The organism is Mycobacterium spongiae (assembly GCF_018278905.1).
GTDB lineage: Bacteria > Actinomycetota > Actinomycetes > Mycobacteriales > Mycobacteriaceae > Mycobacterium > Mycobacterium spongiae.
In genome coordinates this window covers 5,499,588-5,512,120 of sequence record NZ_CP046600.1, presented here as the reverse complement: position 1 = coordinate 5,512,120, position 12,533 = coordinate 5,499,588, and the positions used below count along the sequence as shown (strand labels likewise).

General features: G+C 63.2%; 9 protein-coding genes. All 9 read right to left on the bottom strand.

Going from position 1 to position 12,533, the window contains the following annotated elements; genetic code table 11:
• Nucleotides 1–276: 276 nt before the first annotated feature.
• The 9 genes from eccCb to F6B93_RS22220 all read right to left on the bottom strand — a co-directional run bounded on the left by eccCb (nt 277) and on the right by F6B93_RS22220 (nt 12,182).
• Complete coding sequence (gene eccCb / locus F6B93_RS22260) at nt 277–2,052, bottom strand: type VII secretion protein EccCb (RefSeq protein ID WP_211697017.1); 1,776 nt, start codon at nt 2,050–2,052, stop codon at nt 277–279.
• A 212-nt stretch (nt 2,053–2,264) separates the two neighbouring features.
• Nucleotides 2,265–4,502: a type VII secretion protein EccCa gene (gene eccCa, locus F6B93_RS22255; RefSeq protein ID WP_211697016.1), complete on the bottom strand. Its 2,238-nt coding sequence runs from the start codon at nt 4,500–4,502 to the stop codon at nt 2,265–2,267.
• 36 nt (nt 4,503–4,538) lie between these two features.
• Nucleotides 4,539–5,984: a type VII secretion protein EccB gene (eccB, locus tag F6B93_RS22250; protein ID WP_211697015.1), complete on the bottom strand. Its 1,446-nt coding sequence runs from the start codon at nt 5,982–5,984 to the stop codon at nt 4,539–4,541.
• Nucleotides 5,985–5,987: 3 nt separating this feature from the next.
• On the bottom strand, nt 5,988–7,709 hold the full coding sequence (eccA, locus tag F6B93_RS22245) for a type VII secretion AAA-ATPase EccA (protein WP_211697014.1): 1,722 nt from the start codon (nt 7,707–7,709) through the stop codon (nt 5,988–5,990).
• Nucleotides 7,706–8,275: a DUF2694 domain-containing protein gene (locus tag F6B93_RS22240; RefSeq protein ID WP_211699669.1), complete on the bottom strand. Its 570-nt coding sequence runs from the start codon at nt 8,273–8,275 to the stop codon at nt 7,706–7,708. The genes eccA and F6B93_RS22240 overlap by 4 nt, the downstream gene beginning before the upstream one ends.
• A gap of 40 nt (nt 8,276–8,315) precedes the next feature.
• Entirely contained in the window at nt 8,316–9,167 is an 852-nt protein-coding gene (locus F6B93_RS22235) for an ESX secretion-associated protein EspG (protein WP_211697013.1), read from the bottom strand.
• A 2-nt stretch (nt 9,168–9,169) separates the two neighbouring features.
• Nucleotides 9,170–9,481, bottom strand: coding sequence for an ESX-1 secretion-associated protein (locus tag F6B93_RS22230; protein ID WP_211697012.1), 312 nt, complete (start codon nt 9,479–9,481; stop codon nt 9,170–9,172).
• Between the two features lie 106 nt (nt 9,482–9,587).
• Nucleotides 9,588–10,829: an EspA/EspE family type VII secretion system effector gene (locus tag F6B93_RS22225; RefSeq protein ID WP_211697011.1), complete on the bottom strand. Its 1,242-nt coding sequence runs from the start codon at nt 10,827–10,829 to the stop codon at nt 9,588–9,590.
• Between the two features lie 231 nt (nt 10,830–11,060).
• Nucleotides 11,061–12,182 carry an FHA domain-containing protein gene (locus F6B93_RS22220; protein ID WP_246540921.1) on the bottom strand — a complete coding sequence of 374 codons (1,122 nt, stop codon included), beginning with the start codon at nt 12,180–12,182 and terminating at the stop codon, nt 11,061–11,063.
• Nucleotides 12,183–12,533: the final 351 nt, after the last annotated feature.

Genomic DNA, 12,533 nt, shown 5'->3' with positions numbered 1-12,533 from the left:
AGTTGGAGGTCGCCCCGAGCGTCCGAAAGCGCCGAAGGCGTCAGCACTGCCGCATCAGCCGATACACCGCGGCTCGTGTTTTTGCTCACGTGAGGACCAATGTCGACGGCTGCGGAATTGTGGGACTTATGTTCCATTTGCCTACTTCTTCTCTCCTATTTGTCTCCCGGGCACAAACCGTTCGCCTATGGCCGGAGACAAAGTCGACGGTTAGCAGCATCCCGGGCTCGATTACACGGTGAGCTCGGGCACTGCTTCGTCGGCGATGAAATAATCCTAACCGGGGTTTGGGGGTGCTGAGAACACTTCTTCTGGAGGCTCGATGTAGGGGGCCTGGATGACCTCTTTGCCGTCCGGTGAGACCAGAAATGCCTGGCCTGGAGGGCGCCGCTTGACCTTGAACTCGCTGGACGGGAATTCCTGCTTCTCGCCGGAAAGGAACATTGTGGGAGCGCCGGAGCCGAATGCGGCGCCGACGAACTTGTCCATGGTTGCCTTGTACGCCTGGCTCATCTGGCAGGTGACAATGATGTGTAGTCCAATATCCGACGCGGCGGGCAATAGGGGGGCCAACGGCGCCATTGGCGGCATCCCACCGGCAGCACCGACGATCATGTGCCAATCGTCTACCAGGAGTACGACGTCGAACCCGCTCCACCACGAACGTGCGCGCAGCTGCGCTGTTGTCAGATCGGTCGGCGGCAGCCGCTTCCGCAAATTGACTGCCAGGGCTTGGACGGCTTCATCCAGACTCGCACTATTGCGGTTGATCGCTCCCGCTCCGAGCAAGTGGCTGTCCGGCACGGCATCCAACAAACCGGAGCGGTAGTCAGCGAGCATGAATCGCACCTGCTCGGGACTGTTCCTCGCGCAGATCGCTTGGGCGATCGCGTGCGCGATAGTCGTCTTGCCCGACTTGGCCGCACCGAAGACCAGCAGGTGTGGATTCGAGTGCATGTGGCTGTGGGCCACCGACAGGTCCGTCTCGCGCAACCCGATCGGAATCTCCCAGCGAGTCCGGTAGTCGGATTCCGGCCCCGGCGGGTTCGGATCGAGTTCGTGGAGGTGGATGCGCTCCGGCAGGATCCTCACGGGAGGCGCTTGCTCGGTGTGCTCGGCAGCGATCTGCCCGACACCGGCCGTGATCGCCTCCACTAAGTCAGCGGTGCCGTGAACGCCGTCCAGCCGGGGCACACCCATCATCAGATGGTGTTTCTCTATCGACACCGCTCGACCCGGACGATTGGCGGGGATCTCTCGGGCGATGCGGTCGATCTGGGTTTCGTTGACATCGCCGAGGCGGAACTCGATCTTGGTGCCGAGGTAGTCGCGAATGCGGGACTTCAGCTCGGTCCAGCGTGGTGTGGAAAGGATGGTGTGTACCCCGAACGACAACCCCTGCGCTGCCAAATCCTGGACCTGACCTTCGAGATCGGGAAACTCACCGACAAACGCCGGCCACCCGTCGATGATGAGAAACACGTCGCCGTAGGGATCGGCCGCTACCGGTTGGTTCGGATCCGCGCGCAGCTGCCGGTACATCCCGATCGAACCCACTCGGTGTTCCTTGAAGCTGGTTTCGCGTTGGCGCATCACGGCTTGCATCTCGGCGACCACTCGGTTGACTTTGTCGGGTTCGGACCGGTTGGCCACGCCGCCGACGTGCGGCAGGTTTTCGAGATAGATGAGACCGCCGCCGCCGAGATCGACGCAGTAGAACTGGACGTTTCGTGGCGAATGCGTGGCGGCGGCTGACATCACCAGCGTCTGCAGCAGGGTCGACTTCCCGGTCTGTGGCGCGCCTCCGATGCCGATGTTGCCACCGGCGCCGGAAACGTCGACACCCCACACTTCCTGGCGGTGCCGACGGGGTTCATCCATGATTCCCAACGCAAAGCGGAGTGGTTGCGCATTGTCGCGTGCAACGAGTTCGTTGACCGGCGTCGGATCGGCCAGTGGGGGTAGCCACATCTTGTACGCGCGCGACTCACCGGTGCCGAGCTGATCCAGCACTACCTCGCGCAACGCCTTTACATCCTGGTCGGTGGTCATTAGCGCCGCTCCTCCTCATCGCTAACGCTCTGCATCGTCACCGGCGCGTGTCATTGGCGCCGCTCCTCCTCATCGCTAACGCTCTGCATCGTCACCGGCGCGTGTCATTGGCGCCGCTCCTCCTCATCGCTAACGCTCTGCATCGTCACCGGCGCGTGTCATTGGCGCCTCTCCTCCTCATCGCTAACGCTCTGCATCGTCACCGGCGCGGGTCATGGTGTCGGCACGTCCTCGAGAACCGGGGCGGCTGTGAATTTGTGGATCCGCACCGCCTGCTTGGCGTTCGCAGATCCGGGCTTGCCGCCTTCGCCGTTGGTCGCGGCGTGCGTCGTTGGGATATAGGGGGCACCGATGTAGAAGGTGCTGAACTTGACTGGATCCTCCATGCCGACGCGGAGAAACCCGACACCGCTTTCCTTGTTGGTGATGTACTGCGCTTCCGGGGTACCTATCACTGCCTTCGACTCGTGAGAGCTCGTGGTGCGCAGCGCAATGCGATAGGTGAGGTTGGGCTCGAGTTTGTCGATCCGCACTCCGCCGGTTTGCAACGACTGGGTTGCCAGCAACAGGTGGACGCGCAACGACCGGCCCACACGGCAGATCCGGTCGAACAGTCCAATGAAATCCGGGTGGCTTTGTAGCAGCTCGGCGAATTCGTCGACCACGACGAAGAGCGTTGGCAGTGGTGGTAGCTCGGCGCCGCGCTCCCGATACTTCTCGTACTCGGCCACGCCGGAGAGGGCGCCGGCAGCACCGACCTTCATTCCGGCCTGGCGAAGAATGTTCTGGCGCCGATCGAGTTCGCCGGTCAACACTTCACCCATCCGGCTGACGAGCTCGGCTTCTTCGGCCATGTTGGTGACGACCGCCGCGGTGTGCGGAAGTCGTTCCATTCCCAGGAATGTCGAGCCGCCTTTGAAGTCGGTGAGCAGCAGATTCACCTGATCCGGGTGGGTCATGGCTACCAGCGACAGGATCAGCGTCCGCAGAAATTCCGACTTACCCGACCCTGTCGTGCCGATGAGCATGCCGTGCGGTCCGCCGCCGAACTCCGCGCCCTCCTTGATGTCCAGATACATGACATTGCCGGTCTTCAGTTCGTGGCCGAAGGGGATCTTGAGGCGGTCGCGGTCGGTGTCGGTGTACATCCGCCAGCGAGCGGGTGTCACTTCCTCGACGCTGGGGGCACCGACCAGTTGGTGCCATTCCGTCGCGACCTTCTTCTGAACGCGCGACGTCTTGTCGAGAATGCTGCCGGTGATGGACCAGCCGGCTAGCTTGCGCGCGACGCGAGTAGCTTCTTGCGGCGATATGCAGTCGGTGACGGACGTCACCAACCGAAACGGTTGGCCTGGTAGCCGGTCATCCGCTGTCGCGTTCTCGGCGACTCGGATGCGATACGCGGAACCGCGGTGGTTGCCAAGCGTGAGCACGGTGACACCCGCCCGGCCATCGGGTGGGAATCCCGCCTTGCCGCCGGTGAGATCGACCACGACCACGTAGGGGCCGGTGGGAAGGGAGTCAGGCGCGTGCGGACCGCGGGCGGCCAGGTCGGCCAGGCCGTCCGGGCGGGTAAGTATCATCCGGGCCGCTCCGGCAGCATCGGTTTCGGTCTGATGCTGAACATGGGGGAGCCATTTCAGCCACGCCCAATCGGGATCGTCGGGGTTCTCGGTGAGTACCCGGATCTCCAGTAGGTCGGGCGGATGAAACACCGCTAGGTGGCAGATCATCGCGGTCAATAACCCAGCGGCCCCGGCCGCGTCGCCGCCGAGCGCGATCGTCGGAAATGTGCGCATTTGCAAGAGTTTTGGGCAGTCGTGGATCAGCCCGTGGGTACGCAGAAACTTGACCACCCACATGTGGCTGACCGGCTCCAGGTATGGCTGCGGCGCCGCGCTCGCCGCTGCCAGTTCACCGCCGACGGCCGGCTTCAACAATCGGTCTACCGCCGGTTGGTCGCCGATTCCGATCCGGGTGGCGGCATAGAAGTCGCTGTTGGCCGGTCGCGACCACTGCCGCTGAGTTCCCACGATGGACAGCAGGTCGTCGGGATGGGGTGCGTGGTAGCTGAAGAACGCCACCTGGGAGGTGGCCGACGATGTCACCCTGGCGCGTAGTCCCGCCAGGTAGCGCAAGTACTCCTTGCGATCGGCGTTGATCTCGGGCACCTTTTTGCCGCCGCCGGTGCCTGCGGCCAGTCCGCTGACCATCATCATGATCATCATCAGGGGAAACATCAGCATGTAGGGCGATAGCTGCCGGGTTCCGCCGGCGACAAAGATCACGATCATGCCCAACATGACGCCACCCATGACATAGGGAAGGACCTTCTGGACACCCGACGGTGGAATGTCGATACCGAGGTCTTCCGGAGGTGTGAGACTGATCTCGCCCGGTGTCAATCGTGGGCCACGGGTGATGGTCGGGGTGAACTTTCTTGTCGTCATGTGGGTGCTCTCATCGTCATCAGGGTTTTGCAGTCCTCATCCGGGCTTTCCGAGGGCGCCGGCTGGAAGTTTCCGGGGGCTTGGGTCAGCGGGCAGCGTGTCGTGCTCGAGCAGGGCGGCATCTTTGGACAGCACTGGACCGTCGACGAGGAGACGGACGATCTGCCAGGGTGCGGTCTTCGGCGCGCTGAGGCCCAGCGCTTTTGCCGCGTCCGCGTCCGGCACGCCGTAGCGCACGCCCTGGTGGTCGACGTAGTACATGGATTCGCCGTATCGAGGATCGGGCGATTGTAGTGCCACGAATTTACCGCCATCGATGTAAACGGTTGCTGTGCCATGGATTTGTTTGATGCCGGTACGCATCGCTGATGGCTGAATCGGTAGGTGACGGCCGGCCAGCACCGTTGCCTTTGCCGACTGGTCGCCGGCGCTGCGTTCCCAGGTCCAGCACAAGGTGGGCTCCTCCGCCCTGGACAGGATGCTGAGCCGGTCGTCGGGCAGAGGTGAGCCGTATACCCGTTCAGGTATTCGCACGACCAGGCTCGGCACCACGGCGGGTGGTTCTACGAGCCCATGTGACTGGGTGGCGCGCAATGCAGCAGCCGTCGTGGCGTTCACCTGGGCGATGCCATCGGGCAGCACCACGTAGTACTGGCGCCCTTTGTCTGTGCGGATGTGGAACACCGAACCGACAACGAGGGCTTCGGGTAGTCCAAGAGAATTAGGTGTGCCCTCGTCGGGTATGGGCGGTAGCTTCCAGGTCCCCATGTCCGGCAGAGCGTTGAACATGCCCGTCGAGATGGGAGTCGGCTTGGCGGTGACCGGTATTCCCATGGCCGAGGTGAGCGCACGATCGGCCAGGTCGATCAAGTGCCGTCCCTTGGTCGTGATGATCCACTGCCGGCCTTGATACGACGCCAGCAGTGCCTCATTGGACTGGATCGGATCGATAGCGGGATCGATACTCAGCGGCATCGCGATGACCGCAGTTTGAACTGCGGGAGAAGACGTCTCGGCTCTGACTACGGTGTCGCAGAGGGTCCACACCGAGGAGCTATCCCCCGAGACCGGCGTGGCGTAGGGGGCGCCGGGGATCCCGATGGTCTGGCCCATGGGCATCTTGCTCAATTCGGAAGACTTCACTGTCGCGGGCGTCGATGGGCTGCCCAATACCAGCCGCGCCGAGGTCAGGTTGTAAACGGGATGCAACTGCCCCGACAGGATCACATAGAGCTGATTGGTCGCGCGGTCCGTGAGCAGGCTGCTGCCGCCGAGTTTTCCCTGAGGTTTGAAGTACGCCAGCAGCGCTGCGCCGGCGAGGATCAATACTGCGATGACGATGCCGAGCGAGACCGACCGGCTGTAGAACTGCAGCGGATCGTCGAACATCCGGGTATCTCGGCGCACGATGGCGTGTTCGACTCGGCGAAGCAGGAAGCGCCAGCCGCTAACCTGAACCTTCGTGGTCAGGCGAAGCCCCATGTCTCACTCTCTCATGTTGAGGTGTTCGTGCACCGCCGTGATCGCGTCGCTCATGTCTGCGCCGTTGATTTCGCGGAGCCGGTCCACGTCCAGGTTCTCGATGTCGAGGCATTGCGCCAAGCGCATGTCGCGGCACTGCTCGGCGGCTTCGACTAGTTGTCGTGCGTAGCGGCCATTACCCGCCACATCGAGCGCGGGTCTGCCCCGCAATGTCCGCTGCTCGAGCAGCTTGGCCGCTTCCACGAAGTTCTCGGCTGCTTCCGTGCTCAGCGTCGAGTCGTTGGCAGTTGCAAGGACCTTGGCGATGTCGAGGAGCTCCTCGGGGGAGTACGTGTCGAATTCGATGCGAGTGGCGAATCGTGACCGTAGCCCTTCGTTGGTTTCCAGCAGCCGATCGATGTCAGAGCTGTAGCCGGCGATAATCACGACCAGCCGGTCACGATCGTTCTCCATGCGCGCCAGTAGCGTGTCCAGCGCCTCCTGCCCGAACGGATCCGTGCGGCCATCGCGTTCCTGCACCAGCGCGTAGGCCTCGTCGATGAACAACACGCCGCCGAGTGCGTGATCGACGGCTTTGGCCGTCTTGACCGCCGACTGCCCCTCGTACTCGGCGACGAAGTCTTTGCGCGATGTCTCCACGAGTTTCGGTTCCGAGATGACGCCGAGCCCGGCCAGAATGTTGGCCACCACGCGCGCGATCGTGGTCTTTCCGGTACCGGGTGGGCCGGTAAAGATCATGTGCTTGCTTGGTTGCGCGACCTTCATTCCCTTGGCTTCACGAACCCGGGCCATCAGGGTGGCCGCGCGGTACCTCTCGATCTGTGTCTTGACCCGGGTGAGTCCGATCTGGCGGTCCAGTTCTGCCTGCGCCTCGGCGAGCAGCTTCTCTCGACCCGAGTTGTCGGCCACGACACTGCCCGGATCCCAGGGGTCGGCGCGGGCCGCGATCTGTTCGGCGGTGGTTGTCGCTAGGCGATACGACGGATCTTTCAGCGCCGCAGCAACTTTCGATTCCGGGTGAGTAGTTTGTAACCATTCCAGAAGCGCCACCGCCGCTTCTTCGTTGCCTTGGCTACGCCGTGCCATCGCCAGATACCATGCGATCGCCCGCGCGCACGCTTCGCCAGCCGGCGAGTCATTGGCTTCGGTGAGTCGGCGTTCGGCTTCAGTGAACAAGCCGAGGTTGGCCGCGGCCACGCCGTGCGCGACGCCGGCGGCGCCAGCGAGGAACTTGTCTGGCCACTTCCCGGCGCCCTTGACTTCGTCGATCGCGTCGGTCCAGCGCTGGGCCGCCCCGTAGATCACCGCCTTGACCCAGGCCACCAAATGCTCGGAGCCGCTGACCGCGCTGGCTTCGATGGCTTCCATGGCGTCGGCGTAGTTGCCTTGCGCCGCTTCACTTGCCGCGAAACCCATGGTGATGGCTAGCGGCGATGTGACCGGGTAGGTGATGTCACCGTACATGCCGCCGATAGGGACTCTGGCGCCCACAGCGGTCATCGAGATTTGAGCGGATCCCGCCAACTGCCCGAAATTCCGACGCGAGTACCAGGCCCGGAACAGGGTGACTCGGTCGGTGTCGCCGCACCGGATCCTTCCTATCCAACCGTCGCACGCGGACTCGTCATAGTTGGTGATCTCGGTGAAGAGGTCCATCGAGCGCGCCTCCGACAGCGGCAGCATGCCGACGGCGCTTTCGAACAAACTGGCCAAACGATCAATCATTTATCACCGTGGTAACCGGTCGGAGTAGTCCCGGAGTAGTCGATGTCGTAGCGGGTCGCGAACACCTCTGCCTCGGCAGCGGCTGCTTCCTCCGGGGTCGGCAGGTTCAGGGTCATCCCCACGAATTCGCGCAGCGATGCACTTTCTGCCGCGTCTTCACCGGTCAGTTCGCCCATATTCTCGAGCATGAAGGTGTATTGGGCAGACCGCGCCTTTTGCCGTGCGAGATCGGCAATCACGAATATTTCCTCGGCGAGCGACGACTCCGACATGCTGGAAGCTTTGTCAGACACGGTGACCTGCTGGATCCTGCCGTCCATGAGCGCCGTTACCGACACCGACCCCTGGGGGTTGGTCACCGTGAACAACTCGAGCTCGGGCTCTTCTTCCTTCTCGGTGAGCCCATGAAGTGCGTCTAGGTCGGATCCGGTTTCGTCAGTCTCGCCGGATGCGGGGGGTGCATAATCGTCCAACGCATCGAGAGACGACTCGCCCGCGGTGCCGCCGGAGAAATCCAGGGCGGCGAGATCATCGCTGTCGTGGTCGGTCCCGGGCAGGTCCACTATGGCGTCCCTTTCTGAACTCGTCATCAAGAATATTGAAAAGTCAGCCTCGCGAGGAGGCTTCAGTGCTATCGATTGCGTGATCCCACCAGCCGCCCGCGGGGAGAAGCTCGAGCAGGCTGTCCAGTGCGCGCTGCAGATTTTGCTGAGTGCCGGCAAGGAAGCTTCCGTACAGTTCGCCGCTGATCTGTCGCGGCAGGGATACCAATCGGCCGTGTGCCGAGTCGAGGACTCCGGCGGCCGCCTGGGTTTGGCTCGTCGTGCCGCCGGGGTGGCGTTGGCCCGCGACGATCTCAACCCAGCTGGTCGGATTGCTCACGATCTGGGAGTATGCGCGGGCCGTGGCTGGCGCTATGCCGTGTTGGCTTAGTTGCGCCGCCGTGGTGCACTCGGCCAGTTCGGAGGCGACTCCCGTCAGCGGTTCGACCTTGGCCGGTTCGGCGGGCCCGAGCACGACGGTCACCATGTCCGCCAGACTGATCTGCGGAGCCACCAGCTGCAGCACCAGCATGTCGCCGTCGCGCGCCGCGACAACATGGCGATCCCCCTTGCGGCACACCACAAAGCGGATCATGACGCCGCCGATATCACGCCGCCACCACCGCGCCTCTAGGGTCCGATCCGCCCGACTGAGCGTGTCGACCATCGCCGTGACAGCCGGGTGGGGTTGGCCGTCGTGATCGAGTACGCCTTGCTCGGTGAGGTCACGCTGGACCTGGTCCCAGACGATGTCACGCAGATCCTCCTGCGGGATATTCGGCCGGATCCCAAGTGCGACAGGAAAATCGACGAGGTGCAGTCGATCGGCGACCACCAGCATGCCATCGATGGTCACCTCGACGCCGACGACATCGTCGGCGGGGCCCGCACGACCGGCAGCGAGCGGACCGGACATGATCAGCCGAAGATCTTATCGATGATGCCGGCCAGGCCATCGTCGGCGTTGAGGTAGGCCCCAGCGGCCGCAATGAGATTTGACGCCAGCCCGTTGGTCACGCCTTGCAGACCTACGCCGGTGCTGTTTCGGCTGGTCTCAAACTCTTGCAGAGTCTCGTTGAAGTCCGACGTAAACGAGCCGTGGGTGAGTGCGACCCGCCCGCTGATTCCAGCGACCGATTGGGTCGCCTTATTGATATCGCCCGCAATTTCGTTGTGGATGCCGGCCAGCACCTTCAAAAACGAAGGTACGACGCCGAGAACTCCTGTCATGGGGTGGACCCTCCTCTACGTTTAACTTTCTACTCGCTATGGCTTTGGCGCGCTATGGCTTTGATTCGCTAACGGTCGGTTTCCGGTTTCCGAGCAACTAGCGGGCCTAAAGGACGCGTCCTTCCTGGGTTTGTTGGTCGCCGCCGGTGCCGGTATCGATAGGTGCGCGCCCGGCATCGGCCGCACCCGCCGCTGCGCCCGCCTGGCCCTCTTGGTCATCCCGCTGGACATCGTCGACGAGAGTGGCCTGCTGCTGGCCTCCCTGCTGAGCCTGCGAGGAAATCATCTGCGCCTGTTGGCCGGCCATGCTGCCCAATTGGCCTGGCCCGCCGCCGGCTGCCACGAGGTGTTGCAGCTGCCCCATGGTCGCCGACACCTGACCCACGGTGGGCAACGCCGCGAAACCGAGCAGGTTGCCGAAGCTGAGGCCGGGCAAGCCGGCGAAGCCGCCCAAGAAGTCGGGCAAGGCGGCCAAGTCGGTCCAGGTGGGAAGACCGCCCAAGTTGCCCACGCCCGGCAACAGGTCACCCAGGCCCGGCAGGCCGGGGAACATATCGGGCACGCTGGGCAGCCCGGGTAAGCCGGGGAACCCGGGGATGCCGGGCAAGCCGGGAAGCGAGGGGAAGCCGGGGAGCTCGGGGAAGCCCGGAAGTCCTGGGATGGCCGGCAGGCCAGGTCCGGTGGTGGGAGGCCACTCGAACCCGGGTAGGCCGGGGATGTCGGGTAGCCCCGGAATGGGAAGGTCGGGAAGCTGGGGCGGCCAGGGGATGTCGGGCAGACCCGGGATCGGAATGTTCGGTAGGCCCGGGAACGACGGCAGCGTCGTCAACATTTCGATCAGCCTGCCGAGAATTCCCTTCAGGTTGGCTACGTTGCTCGCCGTCATAATCGTCAGATAAAGAAGTGCGCCACCAACGACAGCCATTGCCAAACCGCAGGAGGGGACTGCGAGTGCCCACGACAGGCCGTGGCCAACGAGCCAAACTTTCTCGAGGGCCTTGCAGGCTTTGTAGACGCCATCGACCATCTTCTTCATTGCCCGCAAGACGTCGCGCGTGTTGGAGATGTACTCGGCCTGATTCGAGATCATGTTGCCGGTTAATTTGTCGAGATCACCCATCACCTGCGCGCGAAGCTGCTGGGCGATGTTTTGGTTTAAGTAAGCCTCGGCCGCATCGCCGATCCAGTTGGTTCCCGGAATGGCCAACCCCATCCGGTCACCGATTTGCTTGAACAGCGACGAACCCGTATTGAAGATGTCGCCTGGGTCGGGGATGCCCTCGCCCAGCAAGAGTAACTGGCCCCAAATGAAATTACTCGTCGACTTGCAAAGATCGCTGCCCTTCATTTACCTGGTTCCTTACCCTCGCTGTTCTAATGTGCTGCCTTTATCCGCGTCTTGCGCTGCACATTGAGCTTAGCAGCGCCTCGGTAGGGGTCGATGCACGAATTTTTCAGCGAGACGGGCGTTTTCGAGTGCCAGCGCGGTGGCCAGCACCGCACGACTTCGGGGGGAACGTTCACGTTCCCCGGACCGTTGGACCCGCGCGCTTCCGCATGGATGCGCCCGCAGTCGACGTCAATTGATTTGACTGATGAGCGCTTCGATCGCTTCGGCAACGTTGGTCGGTAAAGGCTCTTCGGCTTCCGCGCGCACGATCATTTCTTCGGCGACGCCGGCTGCTTGTGCGGTCTCCAGAGTAGAAAGGTTGGCTCGTCTGCGGGCAGCATATAAACGCTGTGCCAGCGTGGCTCCGGGAGCGGTCGCTCCGAGCATCATTAATTCGTCGTGGTGGCGGCGAACCGCACCCAGTGCCTTGATCAGTTCCGGGGTAATCCGACTGATGCGGGTCGCTTGAACGGCAATCGCCTCGAGCTGGCGCAAATCGGCAAGGATCGGCGCGGCGCGCTCGGTAAATTCCGGATCCGCTGGCACCGGCAGCGCCGCGATCGCCAAGCTGCATGTGTCGACGGCCGCGGCGACTGCTTGTGCGATCAACGATGCTGGGTTGTCCGGGGGAGGTCCTTGCGGAGTTGCGGGGATCGCTTCGTTGGTAGCGGACTCACCTTGGCGGATGCGCACGATGGTCCCGGGGGGCCACTGCAGTACCTCTTCGAGCTTGGCCCGGGTGCGTTCTCGGGGCCAGCTGCGGCCCTTCTCGAAGGCAATGAGTGCACCCGCATTGATGATCCCGTCGGCAGCGAGGCTGCGCTGGCTGATGTCGAGTTCGCGACGGCGCGCGGCGGCGGCTGCACCAGCCCGAACCAAACCGGGATCCGCCGCGCTCGTTGGGGTGTTCGTCGGCAGATCGGGCGATTCGTCCGCCGTTGGATGCTTGACCCGCGGCTTCCTAGCGCGCTGTTCAGCAGAATCGGACGTCCCGACGAATTCGAACGTCAACGCCTTGCCTCCCGTGGGATAGCCGAACCGGACGATGGTCTTGTCGCTGACGATCAGAGAGCGCCCATGTCGCCCGCCGACGAACATACCGCTCGGGCTGCGATTGACAGCCGACCAGCGTCCGTCGTCGAATGGCGCTCGTACGGCCGGCTTTGAGGTGCGCCGATCACCGACCGGCACGGCGTAGTGGGACGCGCGGCCCATGGTCATCACGCTGCGTAGTGGCTTGAGCATGGGCGCCGCATCGCCGCTGGGCGATGCTGTCGGAGTTTGTCCGACAGTCTGCTCTGCGTTGTGCATCTGCGTGTCATTCCTTGTTCGCGAGCGTTGGGACAGGCCTTCCGCTGCCCGTCATCTTAACCGTTGCACCTAGCTAGCGCTACAGCTCCGCTACGCTTTCTGACCCTGTTTCTGCAGCGACGCCATCACTTCCAGCCACGTTCTAAAACCGAACTAGTGCTACGGTTAACTATACGTGGAAGCCGGGTAAACAGAAGCACTTTCTTGGGCATCTGGTTAGCGGAGGTCGCCCAACCCCGGCGTGGACGGCAGTGAATACACAGCTTATTGTCAGTTTTGCCGGCCATTCGCCATGTGACCAGCACGGCAGCGCCGGCCGGGTGCCACCAGCCGTAGCATGCGTCGGCAGTG